Annotated in this window: 16 protein-coding genes; 7 read left to right on the top strand and 9 right to left on the bottom strand. The window is 73.6% G+C overall.

The annotated features are described in order from the left end of the window. Window positions 1-63: 63 nt before the first annotated feature. From J5Y09_RS00155 to J5Y09_RS00145, 3 genes are all read left to right on the top strand, one after another. Complete coding sequence (locus J5Y09_RS00155) at window positions 64-2,007, top strand: polysaccharide biosynthesis protein (protein ID WP_209349695.1); 1,944 nt, start codon at window positions 64-66, stop codon at window positions 2,005-2,007. Between the two features lie 99 nt (window positions 2,008-2,106). After that, complete coding sequence (locus J5Y09_RS00150; protein WP_209349694.1) at window positions 2,107-3,255, top strand: DegT/DnrJ/EryC1/StrS family aminotransferase; 1,149 nt, start codon at window positions 2,107-2,109, stop codon at window positions 3,253-3,255. Window positions 3,256-3,326: 71 nt separating this feature from the next. After that, window positions 3,327-4,049 (top strand): DUF1194 domain-containing protein, encoded by a 723-nt coding sequence (locus J5Y09_RS00145; RefSeq protein WP_209349693.1) that lies wholly within the window; start codon window positions 3,327-3,329, stop codon window positions 4,047-4,049. On the opposite strand, the gene J5Y09_RS00140 is transcribed toward J5Y09_RS00145, so the two are convergent. The 7 genes from J5Y09_RS00140 to aptA all read right to left on the bottom strand — a co-directional run bounded on the left by J5Y09_RS00140 (window position 4,036) and on the right by aptA (window position 10,036). Beyond that, window positions 4,036-4,449 carry a hypothetical protein gene (locus tag J5Y09_RS00140; protein ID WP_209349692.1) on the bottom strand — a complete coding sequence of 138 codons (414 nt, stop codon included), beginning with the start codon at window positions 4,447-4,449 and terminating at the stop codon, window positions 4,036-4,038. The two genes, J5Y09_RS00145 and J5Y09_RS00140, sit on opposite strands and share 14 nt — an antisense overlap. Further along, window positions 4,446-4,862, bottom strand: coding sequence for a DUF3775 domain-containing protein (locus J5Y09_RS00135; RefSeq protein WP_209349691.1), 417 nt, complete (start codon window positions 4,860-4,862; stop codon window positions 4,446-4,448). Before J5Y09_RS00135 ends, J5Y09_RS00140 begins: the two co-directional genes overlap by 4 nt. Before the next feature lie 73 nt (window positions 4,863-4,935). Further along, a complete protein-coding gene (locus tag J5Y09_RS00130) occupies window positions 4,936-5,763 on the bottom strand; it encodes an aldo/keto reductase (protein WP_209349690.1) in 828 nt (275 codons plus the stop codon). Further along, window positions 5,760-6,773, bottom strand: coding sequence for a WD40 repeat domain-containing protein (locus J5Y09_RS00125; protein WP_209349689.1), 1,014 nt, complete (start codon window positions 6,771-6,773; stop codon window positions 5,760-5,762). Before J5Y09_RS00125 ends, J5Y09_RS00130 begins: the two co-directional genes overlap by 4 nt. A 103-nt stretch (window positions 6,774-6,876) precedes the next feature. Further along, window positions 6,877-7,911: a CobW family GTP-binding protein gene (locus J5Y09_RS00120; RefSeq protein WP_342451365.1), complete on the bottom strand. Its 1,035-nt coding sequence runs from the start codon at window positions 7,909-7,911 to the stop codon at window positions 6,877-6,879. Beyond that, complete coding sequence (locus tag J5Y09_RS00115) at window positions 7,908-8,693, bottom strand: DNA-binding transcriptional response regulator (RefSeq protein WP_209349687.1); 786 nt, start codon at window positions 8,691-8,693, stop codon at window positions 7,908-7,910. The genes J5Y09_RS00120 and J5Y09_RS00115 overlap by 4 nt, the downstream gene beginning before the upstream one ends. A gap of 8 nt (window positions 8,694-8,701) precedes the next feature. Further along, a complete protein-coding gene (gene aptA / locus J5Y09_RS00110) occupies window positions 8,702-10,036 on the bottom strand; it encodes an omega-aminotransferase AptA (protein WP_209349686.1) in 1,335 nt (444 codons plus the stop codon). 119 nt (window positions 10,037-10,155) lie between these two features. On the opposite strand from aptA, the gene J5Y09_RS00105 reads away from it, so the two are divergent. Genes J5Y09_RS00105 through J5Y09_RS00090 form a run of 4 tightly spaced genes read left to right on the top strand, consistent with a single transcriptional unit; the run spans window position 10,156 to window position 12,882 of the window. After that, window positions 10,156-10,809, top strand: coding sequence for a glutathione S-transferase family protein (locus tag J5Y09_RS00105; RefSeq protein WP_209349685.1), 654 nt, complete (start codon window positions 10,156-10,158; stop codon window positions 10,807-10,809). After that, window positions 10,806-11,690 carry a VOC family protein gene (locus tag J5Y09_RS00100; protein WP_209349684.1) on the top strand — a complete coding sequence of 295 codons (885 nt, stop codon included), beginning with the start codon at window positions 10,806-10,808 and terminating at the stop codon, window positions 11,688-11,690. The genes J5Y09_RS00105 and J5Y09_RS00100 overlap by 4 nt, the downstream gene beginning before the upstream one ends. Continuing rightward, window positions 11,687-12,136, top strand: a complete 450-nt coding sequence (locus J5Y09_RS00095) for a TrmO family methyltransferase domain-containing protein (protein WP_209349683.1) — start codon at window positions 11,687-11,689, stop codon at window positions 12,134-12,136. The genes J5Y09_RS00100 and J5Y09_RS00095 overlap by 4 nt, the downstream gene beginning before the upstream one ends. Then, complete coding sequence (locus J5Y09_RS00090) at window positions 12,133-12,882, top strand: FkbM family methyltransferase (RefSeq protein ID WP_209349682.1); 750 nt, start codon at window positions 12,133-12,135, stop codon at window positions 12,880-12,882. Before J5Y09_RS00095 ends, J5Y09_RS00090 begins: the two co-directional genes overlap by 4 nt. Before the next feature lie 192 nt (window positions 12,883-13,074). Here the strand turns inward: J5Y09_RS00090 and J5Y09_RS00085 are convergent, their stop codons facing one another. Together J5Y09_RS00085 and J5Y09_RS00080 are read right to left on the bottom strand one after the other, a co-directional pair. Further along, the gene (locus J5Y09_RS00085) at window positions 13,075-14,331 is read right to left on the bottom strand and encodes a heme biosynthesis HemY N-terminal domain-containing protein (RefSeq protein WP_209349681.1); all 1,257 of its coding nucleotides are present in this window, start codon (window positions 14,329-14,331) and stop codon (window positions 13,075-13,077) included. Window positions 14,332-14,340: 9 nt separating this feature from the next. Then, complete coding sequence (locus J5Y09_RS00080; protein WP_209349680.1) at window positions 14,341-15,552, bottom strand: hypothetical protein; 1,212 nt, start codon at window positions 15,550-15,552, stop codon at window positions 14,341-14,343. Between the last annotated feature and the right edge of the window lie 10 nt (window positions 15,553-15,562).

Here is a 15,562-nt window from a genome sequence, read left to right as displayed (position 1 = left end):
CCCGGCCACCGGCGGCGCCACGCGGCACTGGCCGACGGCGCGGGCGCGGCCTATAGCCGGCGCATGGCCCGCGGCCCGTCGCATCGAATCCTGCTGAACCTGGCGCTGGACAGCCTGCTCGCCGCGGCCGCGCTGCCGGTCGCGCTGTGGCTCGCCGCCCCCGGCGCCTGGCCGCCGGCGGGCTGGTGGGCGCCGGCGATCGCGGGCGCAGTGGGTGCGCTGCTCGCCGCCGGCGCGCCGCTGCGCCTGCCGGTGCAGTACTGGCGATTCGCCGGGCTCAAGGACCTGCTGGCCGTGGTCGGCGCGGCCGCCGGCGCAGCCATGCTGTTCATCGCCGGCCTGCAGGTCGCGGATGGGTGGCGCCCACCCAATGGCGCCTTCCCGGTGATCCACGGCGCGACGCTCGCCGCGCTGCTGCTGGCCGCGCGGGTGGCCAGCCTGCTGCAGGCCGAACGCCACGCCAGCGCAGCCGCGCCCGATGCCCAGAACGTGCTGCTGGTCGGCGCGGCGGAAGGGACGGACCTGTTCCTGCGCGCCTTGTCGCGCGACCGGCTGGCGCCCTATCGCGTGCTGGGCATCCTGTCGCTGCGCGCGCGGCAGGCGGGGCGGCGGATGCAGGGCCACGCCATCCTCGGCACGGTCGAGGATACCGAGCAGGTGCTGGACGCCCTGCGCGCGGAAGGGCGGCTGCCCTCGGTCATCGTGCTCGCCTCCGGGCTCGAACCGCCGGCGCTGGAAGCGCTGCTCGACGCCGCCGACCGGCATGGCGTGCCGGTGCGGCGCGCGCCGGCGCCGACGCGGCTCGATCCGGCGGGCGGGGATGGGGAACGGCGCGTCGAGCTCCGCCCGGTCTCGATCGAGGACCTGCTCGACCGGCCGCAGGTGCCGCTCGACCGCGAAGGCATGGCGCGGCTGGTGCAGGGGCGGCGCGTGCTGGTCACCGGCGCGGGCGGGACGATCGGCGGAGAGCTTGCGCGCCAGGTCGCCGCGCTTGGGCCGGCCACGCTCACGCTGCTCGACCACGGCGAATACGTTCTCTACGAGATCGACCTCGAATTGCGGGAAAAGCACCCGGAGGTCGCGCGCCGCGCCGTGCTCGCCGATGTGCGCGACGAAGCCCGCATCCGCCGCCTGTTCGAGGAGATCCGCCCGGAACTGGTGTTCCACGCCGCCGCGCTGAAGCACGTGCCGATGGTCGAGAACGACCCGCTGGAAGGGCTGCTGACCAACGCGCTGGGCACGCGCATCGTGGCCGATGCGGCGCGCGCGGTCGGCACGCTGGCGATGGTCTTCATCTCGACCGACAAGGCGGTGAACCCGACCTCGGTCATGGGCGCGTCGAAGCGGCTCGCCGAGATGTACTGCCAGGCGCTGGACATGGACGCCCGCGCCACCCGCGGCGAGGAAGCGCGGCCCGCCACGGCCGGGATGCGCTGCATCACGGTTCGGTTCGGCAATGTGCTGGGCTCGACCGGGTCCGTCGTGCCGCTGTTCCGCCGGCAATTGGAACGCGGCGGGCCGCTGACCGTCACGCATCCCGACATGCGCCGCTACTTCATGACGGTGCGCGAAGCCGTGGGCCTCGTGCTGCAGGCGAGCGTCGTCGGCACCACCGATCCCGAGAACATGCCCCCCGAACTGGCCGAGGGCGGCATCTTCGTCCTCGACATGGGGGAGCCGGTGAAGATCGTCGACCTCGCGCGGCGGATGATCCGCCTCGCCGGGCTGCGCCCGGACGAGGATGTCGAGATCCGCTTCACCGGCCTGCGCCCCGGGGAAAAGCTGTTCGAGGAGCTGTTCCACGGCAAGGAGGCGCCGCGGCCGACCGAATATCCCGGCCTGCTGGTGGCGACGCCGCGCACGGCCGACACGGCGCTGGTCGGGCGCGCCATCGACGAGATCGCGGCGGCGTCGCGCGGCGGCAGCCCGCGCACGGCGCTCGCGCAGCTCGGCCGGCTCGTGCCGGAATTCGAGCACGCGCCGGAAGGAACGGTCGCGACACGGTAGCGGCGCGTTGCGTTGCACAAGGTCACCAAGGGTGATTTCGCGCGACGCGGCGGCAGGGTCTATGAGGGCCCCTACCCTGCGGGAGCCCGAGGACCAGACATGACCGCCCCCATCGCGCTGTTCGACGTGAAGGCCCAGCAGGCCCTGATCAGGCCCGAGCTGGACCGCCGCATCGCGGCGGTGCTCGACAGCGGGCGCTTCATCAACGGGCCGGAAGTGGGCGAATTCGAGGAACGGCTCGCCGCCTTCGCCGGCTGCGCGCATGCCGTCGGCGTCTCCTCCGGCACCGATGCGCTGCAGATCGCGATGATGGCCGAGGGCGTGGGCCGCGGCGACGCGGTCTTCCTGCCCGCCTTCACCTACACCGCGACGGCGGAGGTGCCGCTCGTGCTCGGCGCGACGCCCGTCTTCGTCGATGTGGAGGCCGAGACCTTCAACATCGACATCGCCGACCTCGAGCGCCGCATCGCGCTGGTGAAGAAGGACGGCAGGCTGCGGCCGCGGGCGGTGGTGGGCGTGGACCTGTTCGGCCTGCCGGCGGACTGGCAGGCGATCGAGGCGATCTGCGCGCGGGAGGGGATGTTCGCCCTGGACGACGCGGCGCAGGCCTTCGGCGCGGCGCTGCACGGCAAGCGGCTCGGCCGCTGGGGCCATGCCGCGGCGCTGTCCTTCTATCCGACCAAGACGCTCGGCGCCTATGGCGACGGCGGCGCGCTGCTGACCGACGACGCGGCGCGGGCCGACCTGTATCGCTCGCTCCGCACCCATGGCGAAGGCAAGACGCGCTACGAGGTGGAGCGCACCGGCATGAACGGCCGGCTCGATACCATCCAGGCGACGATCCTCCTGGCCAAGATGGGGCTGCTGGAAGGGGAACTCGCGCAGCGGCGGCGGGTCGGCGCCGCCTATGACGCGGCGCTGTCGGGGCGCGTGGGCGTCCAGCGCAACCCGACGGGCGCCGAGAACGCCTATGGCCTCTACACCATCCGCCTGCCCGAGGCGGCGACGCGGGCACGGGTGCAGGCGGCGCTGGGCGAGGCGAAGATCGGCTGCGGCATCTATTACCCGAAGGCGCTGCACCACCAACCGGCCTATGCGGCGCATCACGCGGCATCGGTCGCCGGCGGCCCGCCGGCCCTGCCGGTGAGCGAGGCGCTCTGCCACCAAGTCCTGTCGCTGCCGATGCACCCCTACATGAGCGAGGCGGATGCGGCGCGCGCCGCCGCAGCCGTGCTGGCCGCCCTGTAACGGCCACACGTAACGGTTGAATTCGGGCTGCGCCGCGGCGCACCATGGCGCATCGAGCCGAGGAGGCGACGATGCGCCGGAGAACCCTTCTCGCCGCGGCAGGCGCCGCGGCCGTTCCGCTCCGCGGCCCGAGGGCGGAGGAGGCGGTCGATGTCGCCCTCGTCCTGGCCGTCGACGTCTCGCGCTCGATCGACGAGGACGAGGCGCGGCTGCAGCGGGAAGGCTACCGCACGGCCGTGTCCGACCCCGTGGTGGTCGCGGCCATCCGTGGCGGCATGATCGGCGCGGTCGGCATCGCCTATGTCGAATGGGCCGGCATCGAGTACCAGCGCACGGTCATCCCCTGGCGGCGGATCGCGACGCAGGCGCATGCCGATGCCTGGGCCGCGGAACTCGCGGAAGCGCCGCGCGCCTCGCTGTCCTGGACCTCGATCTCCGGCGCCATCCGCCATTCGCGCGCGACGATGGCGGAATGCCCGTGGGAGGCGACGCGGCGCGTGATCGACGTCTCCGGCGACGGGGTGAACAATTCCGGCCCGCCGGCGGACCGCGAACGCGACGCCGCGGTCGCCGAGGGCATGACCATCAACGGCCTGCCCATCGTCAACGACCGGCCGACCTTCGGGCGGCTGCCGCCGGTGCCGCTCGACGACTACTACCGGGAGAACGTGATCGGCGGTGACGGCGCCTTCATGATCGTCGCCGAGGATTTCGAGAGCTTCGGCGTCGCGGTGAAGCGCAAGCTGATCCGGGAGATCGCCGGCCGGCCGTGGGACGGGCCTATTCCCGCCTGACCGTGCCCCGGTCGACCATGCCCAGGCAGCCCTGCACGACCGGCGCGCAGGCCGCGTTCTGCGACAGCGGCAGCGCCGATTCGGCCGAATAGCCGATGCGCGTGACGCGCCCGTCCACCAGTTGGAACGTCACGCGGCAGGTCGAGCCCGCGGCCACGCTGAGCGAGCCGCCGATCACAGGCACCGGCGCCGAGACGCCCGAGGCCGGCGGCGTGCGGTCATAGGTCCAGAACTCCCCGCCGGCGGACGACGCGGTCAGGTTCGGCACGCCGGCGCACAGCCGCAGATCGTCCGCGCGCAGGCCGACGAGCCTCTCGCGCCCGTCCTCCGCCACCGCGGAATCGCGGGCGGAACAGGATGCGACCGCGAGCGCGAGCGGCAGGACCAGCAGGATCCTCACGAGCCGTCCGCATCCTCGAGCGACAGGCCGAGTTCCGCGAGCCCTTCCTCCAGCATGTCGCCCAGCATCTCGATGCCGAGCAGGTATTCGGAGGGGTCGCGGATGTTGCGCTCCTTGGCGAGCGTCCGCGCTTCCTCCCACTCCTCCCCGGAATAGTCGCCGCGGCCGATCCAGGCGAGCGCGATGAGGGAGGCCTGCTCGTCCTCGTTCAGGTCGGCGATGAAGGCGCGCAGCGCGTCCTCATCCATGTTCTCCTCGTCCTCGGCGTCGAGGCCTTCCTCCTCGTCCTCCTCCCGCGCCACGGCGCCGCTTTCCTCGCCTTCCTGCACGGCGCGGGCCGCGTCGACGATCGCGGCGATGGATTCGAGGCTGATGCCGAGGTCGAATTCCTCGTCGTCGCTGCGTGGGGGCATGATCGGTGCTCCGGTCGATTTGCGCGGCAATCAAGCATGGGCCGGGGGCGGCGTGCCACCCCCGGGCCGCAGGCTAGGCTGCCCAGTCCGGCGCGAATTCGGGGTTCACGAGGCGCCGATCCTTCGGCAGCGCCGCGATCGCCGCCATGTCCGCCGCGTCGAGCGTGAGGCTGCAGGCGGCGAGGTTGTCGCGCTGCCCCTCCATCCGGCCGGATTTCGGGATGGCGACCAGGTTCTCCTGCGCCAGCAGCCAGGCGAGCGCCACCTGCACCGGGCTCCCGCCGTGCTTGGCGGCGATCGCCCGCATCACCGGGTCGTCGTTCACGCTCGCCTTCGCCACGGGCGAATAGGCGGTCAGTGCGAGACCATGCTCCCGGCACAGCGCGGCGAGCGGTTCCTGCCAGAGATAGACATGGCATTCGACCTGCAGCGCCGCGATCTCCGCGATGCCGAGGCCGAGCGCGCGGCGCAGCAGCCCGGGCGGGAAGTTCGAGACGCCGACGGCGCGCGCCAGCCCATCCGCCTTCAGCCGCTGCAAGGCGCCGAGCGAGGCGGCGAGGTCCATCCCCTTCGCCGGCCAGTGGATCAGCACCAGGTCGGCATAGGGCGTGGCGAGCCGCTTCAGCGACGCCTCCGCCGAAGCGCGCAGCGCGTCGGGCGCGAGGTCCGTCCACCAGACCTTGGTGGTGAGGAAGATGTCCTCGCGCTTCAGGCCCGAGGCGGCGAGGCCGGCGCCGACCGCTTCCTCGTTGCCGTACATCGCCGCCGTGTCGATGTGGCGATAACCGAGGCCGAGCGCGCCTTCGACCGCGCGCTGCGCCTCCGCCCCGCGCAGCGCCCAGGTGCCGAGTCCGAGGCGCGGGATCCGCAGGCGCGGCGTCTCGAGGATCGGGGCCTTCATCGCCGCGTCAGGTCCACGATGCCGGCGAAGCCCGCCTCCGTCCCGAAGGCCAAGTGCGAGCCCACATCGTTCCAGCCGAGCGCCGAGACCGCCGAACCGCGCGGCGCGGCCACCGGCACGACGCGCCCCGAGCCGATATCCGCGATCAGCACCAGCCCGTCCCCGAAGCCGGCGGCCACCACTTCCTGCGTCGGGTGGCAGGCGACCATGGTGCAGAGCACGCCGTCGCCGCCGGCGAGTTCGGTCGGCGCCTTGCCCATCGGCCCGCCGCCGAAGAAGGGCCAGAGCACGATGCAATCCGCCCCCGCCGTCGCGAGCCAGCGCCCCTTCGCGGTGAAGCCGAGCGACTTGGTCTTGGACGGATACCCCGCCATGCGCATGTGCTGCCCATCGGCCAGCCGCCAGCCATGCAGCGTGTTCTCCTGCATGGAGGTCACGACATGCGTCCCGTCCGGGCTGATGACGACGCCGGTGTGGCTGCCCTTCCATTCGAGCAGCCGCGGCTTGTCCTCCTTCGCCGCGACGAACCAGAGCGAGGCGCCGTTGTAGTGCGACGCCGCGATGCGCTTGCCCTTCGCGTCGAAGGCGATGCCGGTGACGGAGGACGGATGGGCGAGCGACTTCAGCGCCGCGCCCTTCCCGTCCAGAAGATGCACCGCCTTGCCGACCGCTGCGGCGCGCAGGCCGGAGTCGTGCGTCGCCACCTGCTCGACCCAGCGGGAGCCGTACCTGGCGAGTTCCGTCGCCGTGCCGTCGGGTGCGACGCGCACCATCCGGCCATCGTCGCCGCCCGTCACGAAGCCGTCCTTCGCGTCGGGCGCGATGGCGAGGCAGGCGCCGTCATGCGCCGCGACGCTGGCCCAGGCTGCGGAGAGCCGCACCGTCCCGTCGCCGAGCGCGAAGGCTGCCAGCGCGCTGTCGCGCGAGAAGGCGAGGCCGATGACCCAGGCGCCGAGTTCGCTCGCGCTGCCACGGGATTCGAGGAGGAAGTCGGCTTCGGTGGCGCTCATGGGTGGAAAGGCCGGGGGAGGGAACTCCCCCGGACCCCCTCCTTCTTCTGTCTGTTGGGAACTGACGGCGAGGGCGGGAGCCAGGGCGACGATGTCGCGCGCCTCATGCCGGCGGCGGGCTCCAGCGCGCGATCTCCGCCTGGATCTTCGCCTCGTCCTCGCCGGCCTGGCAGGCCTCGAAGCCGCGGCGCAGCCAGGGGCGGTTCAGGTCGCGCCCGATGAAGACGATCTTGGACCGGCGGGCGTCGCTGTCCTTCGCCTCGCCGATGAAGTCGCCGTCGGCGATCATGTGCACGGCCTGGAAGGCGAAGCGGCGGCTGTCGCCCTCGTAGTGCAGCACGCCCTTGGTGCGCAGAAGGTCCTGCCCCTTCGCCGCCAGCACCTGGGTGATCCAGGCGTTGAAGCGTTCCGGGTCGATCGGGCGATCCACCTCGAAGGACACGCTGTTCACCGCCGAATCGTGCTCGTGCTCATCCTCGCCCGACAGGAATTCGGGCTCGCGCTCCAGGATGCGGGCGAGGTTGAAGGCGTCGCGCCCAACCACGGCGTCGATCGGCACGTCGGACTTGGTCGCGCGGCGGATCTCGGCATAGGGGTTGATGGCGCGGATGCGTCGCTCGACCTCGGCCGCCTCCTCGGCGCTGACCAGGTCCATCTTGTTCAGGACGATGATGTCGGCGAAGGCGATCTGCTCCTGCGCCTCGCTGCTGTCGGCGAGCCGCGCGGGCAGGTGCTTCGCGTCCACCACGGTGACGATGGCGTCGAGCTTCGTCGCGCGCTTGACGTCCTCGTCCACGAAGAAGGTCTGCGCGACGGGCGCGGGGTCGGCGAGGCCCGTCGTCTCGACGATGATGCCGTCGAACCGTTCGCGCCGCTTCATCAGCCCGCCCAGGATGCGGATCAGGTCGCCGCGCACGGTGCAGCAGATGCAGCCGTTGTTCATCTCGAACACTTCCTCGTCCGCATCGACGACGAGGTCGTTGTCCACGCCGAGTTCGCCGAACTCGTTGATCACCACGGCGAATTTCCGGCCGTGGTTCTCGCTCAGGATGCGGTTGAGCAGCGTGGTCTTGCCGGCGCCGAGGTAGCCGGTCAGCACGGTGACGGGCACCGGCTCGCGCGCATTCGTTTCGCTCACTGGGTCTCTCCGGGGGTGGTGTCGCTCGCCGCCCATATGGGGTCCTGGCGGGCCGCAATCATCCTGTCGCCGCGCAGCGCGACCCGCGCCTTGATCAGGGCGGACATGAGCGGATAGACGCGCCGCCGCCCCTCCGCGGAATGGGTCACGAGGCGCTCCGCGGTGTCCCGCGCCGCGACGAGGCCGATCCCGTCCAGCGCGGCCGCCATCGCGGTGCCGGCCGCCACATACTCCTCGGTGGTCGCGCCATGCTCGTAGAAGCGCGCGACGATCGCGGCCTGCTCGGCGATCACGGCATCGTCCAGCGCGGCGAGCGCGGCGGGGCCGTGCACCGTGCGCAGGGCGGCGCGCTTCTCGTCGTCCAGCTGCTGCGGCGGACGGCGGAGGCGCCAGGCGCGGGCGAGCGCCTCCCGCAGCATCTCCGGCTCGAAGGGCCGGACGAGGAGCTGGTCGCAGCCGGCGTCGAAGGCGTGCCTGTCTTCCGACCGCTGCTGCCCCGTGCCGATGCCGACCACCGGCAGGTCGCATTGCGGCGGCAGGCGCTTGCGGAACTCCTTCACCGCCTTGAGCCCGTCGAAGCCGAAGCCGGTGAGGCCGATGAGCACCGCCTCGATCTGCTGGTGCAGCAGGTGGCGCTCGGCCGCGGCCCAATCGCCGCCCACATGCACCTTGTGGCCATCGGCCTCCAGCATGCGCTGGGTGACCGAGCGCGGCCCGGCCAGCGGGTCGACCAGCAGCACCACCAGCGGCGGCGGCTGCTCCTCTGCCTCCTGCTCAGCCATGCCGGCCGTCAGGCCGCCTCGGCGCGGATCGCCTCGGCCAGCGTGCCGACCATGCGGTCGACATGCGGGCGCTCGACGATCAGCGGCGGGGAGAGCGCCACGATGTCCCCCGTCACGCGCACCAGCACGCCGGCGTCGAAGCAGCGGCGGAACACGGACATGGCGCGCTGGCCGGGCTTGCCGGCCCGCGGCGCCAGCTCGATCCCGCCGATCAGCCCGATGTCGCGCGTGTCGATCACGTTCGGCTCGGACTTCAGGCTGTGCACCGCATCCTGCCAATAGGGCTCGATCGCCCGCGCGCGGCCGGGCAGGTCCTCGGTCTTGTGCAGTTCCAGCGTCGCGATCGACGCGGCGGCGGCCAGCGGATGCCCGGAATAGGTGTAGCCGTGGAAGAACTCGATGCCCGCCGCGGTGCCCTCGACGATCGCGTCGTAGATGCCGTTCTTCACGGCGACCGCGCCCATCGGCACGGCGGCGTTGGTCAGCCCCTTGGCCATGGTCATGATGTCCGGCGTCACGCCCAGCCGCTCGGCGCCGAAATTGGTGCCCAGGCGCCCGAAGCCGGTGATCACCTCGTCGAAGATCAGCAGGATGCCGTGCCGGTCGCAGATATCGCGCAGCCGCTTGAGGTAGCCCACGGGCGGCACCAGCACGCCGGTGGACCCCGCCACGGGCTCGACCATCACGGCCGCGATCGTCTCCGCGCCATGCAGCGCCACCAGGTTCTCGAGCGCATCGGCCAGGTGCGCGCCCGCCGGCGGCTCGCCCCGCGCGAAGACGTTCTCCTTCAGCCCATGGGTGTGCGGCAGGTGGTCCACATAGGGCAGCAGCGCGCCGAACTGCTTGCGGTTGGTCCCGATGCCGCCCACCGACATGCCGCCGAAGCCCACGCCGTGATAGCCGCGCTCCCGCCCGATCAGCCGCACGCGGCTGCTCTCCCCGCGGGCCTTGTGGTAGGCGAGCGCGATCTTCAGCGCGGTGTCGGCGCTTTCGCTGCCGGAATTGGTGAAGAAGACGCGGTCCATGCCCTCGGGCGCCAGCTCCGCCACGCGGGCCGCCGCCTCGAAGGCGATCGGGTGGCCCAGCTGGAAGGTCGGCGCGAAATCCATGATCGCGGCCTGCTTCTGGATCGCCTCGACGATCTCACGCCGCCCATGGCCGGCGTTGCAGCACCACAGCCCCGCCGTGCCGTCCAGGATCTCCCGGCCCTCGGGCGTGTAGTAGTGCATGCCCTCGGCGCGCGCGAGCAGCCGCGACGTGTCGCCCTTGAAGTACTTGTTGTCGGAAAAGGGCATCCAGAAGGCGTCCAGGGAATTCGGACGCGGCACGCTGATCTCGTTCATCGGGGCCTCCGGGCTCGGCAGGCCCGCAAGGAACACCCTTGGACGCCCCCGGGCAAGCGGGCTTCGCCGGGCGGCCCCGGCATGGCAGTCTCCGCCCGCGCCGGAAGGAGGGCGCGGGCATGGCCAACGGACGGCTCGTCATCGGCACCAAGCGCTATTCGTCCTGGTCGCTGCGCGGCTGGCTCGCGGTGCGCCTCGCCGGACTCGAGGTGGAGGAGGTGGTGATCCCGCTCGCCGGCGGCGTGACCCCGGCGGTGCAGCAGGCCACGCCGGCCGGGCTCGTGCCGTACCTGGAACACGACGGCGCGCGGGTGTGGGAGAGCCTCGCCATCGCGGAATACTGCGCTGAGATCGCCCCGGCGCTCTGGCCCGCGCAGCGCCCCGCCCGGGCCCATGCCCGCGCCATCGCCGCCGAGATGCATGCCGGCTTCCGCGGCCTGCGCATGGCCATGCCGATGAACATCGGCCGCAGCTTCCCCGGCCAGCGCCGCACGCCCGAAGCCCTGGCGGACATCGCCCGCATCGAGGCGATCTGGGCCGAGGCGCTGTCGGCCCATGGCGGCCCCTTCCTGTTCGGGCCCGCCTTCGGCCTGGCGGATGCGATGTACGCGCCGGTGGCGACGCGCTTCCTGACCTGGGGGCCGGAGCTCTCCGCGACCTCGCGCGCCTACGTCGCGGCGGTCCGCGCGCATCCGCTGATGGAACGCTGGTACGCCGAGGCCGCGGCCGAGCCCGCCGCCTGGCAGCTCGACAAATACGAGAACCCCGCATGAGCACCGCCGTCGCGATCGACCATGTGGGCGTCGCCGCGCGCGACCTCGGTCCCATGGCCGCGGCCTATGAACGGCTCGGCTTCGCCCTGTCGCCCATCGCCCAGCAATCGGGCCGGCGCCGGCCCGACCTGCCCGTGGAGAAATACGGGTCGGGCAATCGCTGCGCCTTCCTCAGGCACGGCTATATCGAGCTGATCGCGATCCTCGATCCGGCGCTGTACGACAACACGCTCAACGCCTTCCTCGCGCGCTATACCGGGATGCACATCCTCGCGCTGGCGATGGAGGACCCGGAGGCGAACCTCGCGCGGCTGCGCGCCGCGGGGCTCGACATCCCAGGCATCGCCTGGCTGGAACGCCCGGTCGAGGCCGGCGGCCCGATCGCGAAATTCGCCCGCCTGCCCTTCCCCGACCCGCCCGAGGGCCGCATCCAGCTGATCCGCCACCTGACGCCCGAACTGGTGTGGCAGGAACGCTGGATGGACCACGCCAACAAGGCCGAGGCGCTGGAGGAGGTGATCCTCTGCGCGGCCGAACCCGCCGAGACGGCCGCGCGCCTGTCCCGCCTGTCGGGCCTTGCCGTGGAACCGGACCCGGCGGGCGGCTTCCTGCTGCGCTTGCCCGGCGCGGCGCGCGCCGCCGGCCCCTTCGCGCCGGTGATCGAAACCCGCGTGCGGATCCTGACCGAGGCGGCGCTGCCCACGGTGCTGCCCGGCGTCAGCCCGCCTGCCTCCCCGTACATGGCGGGCATGGTGGTGCGCACCGCCGATGGCGGCGCGGCCGCGCGGCGCGTGCTGGCGGGCATCCCGACGCTGGAAGCGCCCCAGGGCGTCATGGTGCCGCCGGCCTTCGCAGCCGGCGCGGCGATCGTCTTCGCATGAGCGCGGCCGCCTGGCACGCGACGCGCCCCGGGGAGGTCGAAGGCGGCGTCCCCGACCGCTCGGACGCCGGCTTGGCCTTCATCGGCCGCATCCGCACGCCCTTCGCGACGCGGGCCGAATGCCCCCATCGCGGCCAGCCCGATGGGCCCGAGTGCCGGATCGAGGTCGAGGCCCCCTGGCGCCCCGCGCTGCGCGGCATCGCGCCCGGCGACCGGCTGGAAGTGCTGTACTGGATGCACCTCGCGCGGCGGGACCTGCTCGTGCAGGCGCCGAAGGGGCGCGCGCCGGCCGGGACCTTCGCCCTGCGCTCGCCCAACCGCCCCAACCCGATCGCGACATCGGTGGTGGAGGTGGTGGCGGTCGCCGAGGACGCCGTCACGGTCCGCGGCCTGGACTGCGTCGACGGCACGCCGCTCATCGACCTCAAGCCGGCGCGGGCGGCATGACGGGCTTCGCCAAGGCGGTCGGCGCCTCGCTGCGGACCTACCACGCGCCGGGCCGCGCGGCGCTGCTCGATGCCTTCTATGCGCGCTTCCTCGCCCCCGGCGACCTCGCCTTCGATGTCGGGGCGCATGTGGGCGACCGGGCGCTCGCCTTCCGCCGCCTCGGCGCGCGGGTGGTGGCGGTGGAACCGCAGCCGCGCCTGGCCCGCGCGCTGCGCCTCGTGTTCCGCGACGACCCCGGCATCGCGCTGGTGCAGGCGCTGCTCGGCGCGGCGGAAGGGGAAGCGGTGCTGCGGCTGAACACCGCCAACCCGACGGTTGCAACAGCCTCCGACGCCTTCATCGCCGCGGCCGAGGGCGCGGCCGGCTGGGAAGGCCAGCGCTGGGACGCGACCCTTGCGCGCCCGGTCACGACGCTCGACGCGCTGGCCATGCGCCACGGTCTGCCGGCCTTCGTGAAGATCGACGTGGAAGGCTTCGAGGCCGCGGTGCTGCGTGGCCTGACGCGCCCGCCGCACGCGCTGTCCTTCGAATTCACCACCATCCAGCGCGACGTGGCGGCGGAATGCCTCGCGCTGCTCGCGGCGCTCGGCTACCGCGCCTTCAACGCCTGCCTCGGCGAGAGCATGCGCTTCGAGCACGCCGCGCCGCTCGATGCCGATTCGATGGCGAGATGGATCGCCGCGCTGCCGCATGAAGCGAACAGCGGCGATGTGTATGCGAGCCTGATGCCGGAGCGAGTCGTTTAGCTTGCCTCAGGTGCCGGCGAGGAGTCCTGGTTTGCCTCCGTCGCCGGCGCCCGCATGCGCGGGCTTGGCTTGCGCGCCGTGTCCTGGTGCGCCGGGCGCGGCTGATGGTCCGGGCGCGGTCGCGCTTCGCGCTCTCGGATCGACGCTGCGCCTCGATCCGCTTGTTGCGCATCCGCGGATGCCGAGGCCGGCCTACCCCTTCGCCGGCGCCGACCACGCGATGCGGCCGACCGTGCCGCAGCCGGCGCATTCCGCCTTCCAGCCATTATGCTCCGCGCCGCAGGCGCCGCAGCGCCAGCGTGGCGCGCCCTGGGCGTTGGCAGCGCCGCGCAGCCACTTCGCCTGGGCGGCGCGGGCATCGGCGGTGTCGCCATGCTCGGCCTCCTCCAGCTGCGCGAGCAGCAGGTAGGCGCGGCGGTCGGCCGAACCCGCCGCCAGCAGCGCCTCCAGTTCGCCGCGCGCCCGGCCGGTCAGCCCGGCCTCCAGCGCCAACCGCGCCATCAGCAGGCGGCTTTCGGCATGGTCCGGGTTGCGGTGGACCAGGTCCTCCGCCGCCTTCACCTTGGCCAACTTCTCCGGCGTCCCGGCCAGCCAGGCCGCGGCGATGTCAGGATGCGGCGCGGCGAGCCAGGCCTGCTCCAGCACCGCCCGCGCGCGCCGCGCGCTCCCGGCCGCCCCAAGCCGCTTCGCATGCGCCAGCGCGCCCGGCGCGAAGGCGGGATCCGCCGTGAAGGCCAGCTTCTCGAGCTCCGCCGCCCGCGCCGGCTCGGCCTCCTGCTCCGATGCGGCGAGCGCCAGCGCGGCGCGCGGCCCGGCGGGCGGGGACAGCGCCAGCGCCTCCCGCCAGTCCCGCGTGCGCAGCGCGAGCACCTGCCGTTCCTCCCGCAGCCAGGCCGCGCCGGGGTTCACCGCCTCGGCCTCCTTCGCGAGGCGCTGGGCGGCGGCCCAATCCTCCCGCTGCATCGCCTGGCGCAACAGGCCGCGCAGGCCGAGGAAGCGCGCATCCGACCGCCCGGCCAGCGCCTTGAAGGCGACGGTCGCCGCATCCTCCCGCCCGGCGAGGCGTTCGGCCTCGGCGGCGAGCAACAACGTTTGCGGCGTGTCGCCCAGCATCTCCCGCGCGCGGCGGACCTCGATGCGCGCGGTCTCGGCCGTGCCGGCGGCCAGCGCCACCAGCGCGCGCGTCACCGCCACGTCGCCCTCGACGCGGCGGCGCGCGGCGCGGGCGGCACGGCGCCGTCCCGGCATGCCGCCAAGCCAGCCCAGGAACTGCAGCAGCCAGTGCAGCGCCAGGAAACCCACCGCCAGCAGCGTGACCGCGACCGGAAAGGTCACCCCGATCCAGGTGTCGCCGACCTCGATCTCGACCCGCCCGCCGGTGTTGGCGAGCTGGAAGGCGGCGGCGGTGATGGCGGCGAGCGCCGCCAGCAGAAGAAGGGCGCGACCCATGCCCGCGCCTCAGCCCGGCGCCAGGGCGGCGAGCGCCGCGCGCGCGGCGACCAGCGCGCGGGCCTCCGCGGCCCAGGCGGCCAGTGCTTCCTTCGCCGCGGGCGGCAGGCGTTCGAGCCGCGCCAGCGCCCCCTCGATGTCGCCTGCCTCCAGCGCGCGGCGGGCGCGTTCGATCTCCCCGGCGGCGGCGTCGCCCCAGACGACCTCCTCCCCCCGGCGGACCGTGACGAGGCCCGAGAGCCGCGCGCCCGCGCGGTCGAGCATCGACTGCCCCTCCCGCGCCGGCTCGCTTGCCGCCAGCGCCGCGCGGGCGGCGGGTTCGAAGGCCAGGCGCAGCGCGGCCTCGGTCGGCGGGGCGGCGGCGGCGTAGCGGAGCAGCGCCGCCGGCGCCTCCGGCATCGCGGCCAGCGCCGTGCCGAGCGGCTGGCCGGCCTCGAGCCGCACGCGCAGCGCATCGAAGGCGGCCAGCCGCGCCGCACGGGCTTCCAGCGCGGCGACTCGGGCCTGCGCCTGTTCCAGCGCCACGATGCGCGCGGCAAGCGCGGCTTCAGCGCCGCGCAGCCGCTGTTCCAGCGCGACGCCGGCGGCGGCGATGCGCTCGGCCTCGGCGCGCTCCGCCGCGGCAAGGCGGTCGGCGAGGCTGCGCGCGAGGTCCTCGGTCCGGCGGATCGCCTCGGCATCCGCCGCCTGCTGGCGCGCGGCTACGGCGTCGAGCCGCTCGGACAGGCGGTCGGCGCGCGTCGTCAGGCTTTCCATCGCGCCGCGCGGGGCAAAGGCGGCCGGGTCGGGAATGGGGCGGGCGAGCGCCTCCGCCGCGCGGGCCTCCACCGCCGCGACGCGGCCGGCGACGCCCTCGACGCGCCCTTCGAGCGGGCGCAGGTCGGGCGGCGGCGGCAGGGCGGCGATGCGGCCCTCGATGGGCGCCAGGTCGACCGGGGGCCGCGCTTCCAGCGCCGCGATGCGCGCTTCCATGGCGGCCAGGGCCGAGACCCGGGAGTCGAGCGCGGCCAGGGCGGCAACCCGCGAGTCGAGCGCCGCGAGCGCCGCGACGCGCTGGTCCATCGCGGCCAGCGCGGCGACCGAGGGATGCGGCGGCGGCACCGGGCGCGGCGTGACCCAGAGCCAGGCCGCCGCCAGCACCAGCACGATTCCGCCGATCAGCAGCGGCAGCGCGGCGGGGTCGAGGTAGCGACGGATCGCGGAGGTCGGGGTCTCGGTCATGGGCCGCCCT

Origin of the sequence: Roseomonas nitratireducens (assembly GCF_017813355.1) — a bacterium.
Taxonomy (GTDB): Bacteria; Pseudomonadota; Alphaproteobacteria; order Acetobacterales; family Acetobacteraceae; genus Neoroseomonas; species Neoroseomonas nitratireducens.
Note: the sequence above shows the minus strand (reverse complement) of the source record. Positions and strands in the feature narration are given on the sequence as shown.

What these genes read in the sequence shown, in the direction of transcription:
- J5Y09_RS00080 (WP_209349680.1), bottom strand. Translation starts at nt 15,552, where the DNA reads ATGACCGAGACCCCGACCTCCGCGATCCGTCGCTACCTCGACCCCGCC.
- aptA (WP_209349686.1), bottom strand. Translation starts at nt 10,036, where the DNA reads ATGAACGAGATCAGCGTGCCGCGTCCGAATTCCCTGGACGCCTTCTGG.
- J5Y09_RS00100 (WP_209349684.1), top strand. Translation starts at nt 10,806, where the DNA reads ATGAGCACCGCCGTCGCGATCGACCATGTGGGCGTCGCCGCGCGCGAC.
- J5Y09_RS00090 (WP_209349682.1), top strand. Translation starts at nt 12,133, where the DNA reads ATGACGGGCTTCGCCAAGGCGGTCGGCGCCTCGCTGCGGACCTACCAC.
- J5Y09_RS00130 (WP_209349690.1), bottom strand. Translation starts at nt 5,763, where the DNA reads ATGAAGGCCCCGATCCTCGAGACGCCGCGCCTGCGGATCCCGCGCCTC.
- J5Y09_RS00095 (WP_209349683.1), top strand. Translation starts at nt 11,687, where the DNA reads ATGAGCGCGGCCGCCTGGCACGCGACGCGCCCCGGGGAGGTCGAAGGC.
- J5Y09_RS00145 (WP_209349693.1), top strand. Translation starts at nt 3,327, where the DNA reads ATGCGCCGGAGAACCCTTCTCGCCGCGGCAGGCGCCGCGGCCGTTCCG.
- J5Y09_RS00085 (WP_209349681.1), bottom strand. Translation starts at nt 14,331, where the DNA reads ATGGGTCGCGCCCTTCTTCTGCTGGCGGCGCTCGCCGCCATCACCGCC.
- J5Y09_RS00105 (WP_209349685.1), top strand. Translation starts at nt 10,156, where the DNA reads ATGGCCAACGGACGGCTCGTCATCGGCACCAAGCGCTATTCGTCCTGG.
- J5Y09_RS00135 (WP_209349691.1), bottom strand. Translation starts at nt 4,862, where the DNA reads ATGCCCCCACGCAGCGACGACGAGGAATTCGACCTCGGCATCAGCCTC.
- J5Y09_RS00155 (WP_209349695.1), top strand. Translation starts at nt 64, where the DNA reads ATGGCCCGCGGCCCGTCGCATCGAATCCTGCTGAACCTGGCGCTGGAC.
- J5Y09_RS00115 (WP_209349687.1), bottom strand. Translation starts at nt 8,693, where the DNA reads ATGGCTGAGCAGGAGGCAGAGGAGCAGCCGCCGCCGCTGGTGGTGCTG.
- J5Y09_RS00150 (WP_209349694.1), top strand. Translation starts at nt 2,107, where the DNA reads ATGACCGCCCCCATCGCGCTGTTCGACGTGAAGGCCCAGCAGGCCCTG.
- J5Y09_RS00125 (WP_209349689.1), bottom strand. Translation starts at nt 6,773, where the DNA reads ATGAGCGCCACCGAAGCCGACTTCCTCCTCGAATCCCGTGGCAGCGCG.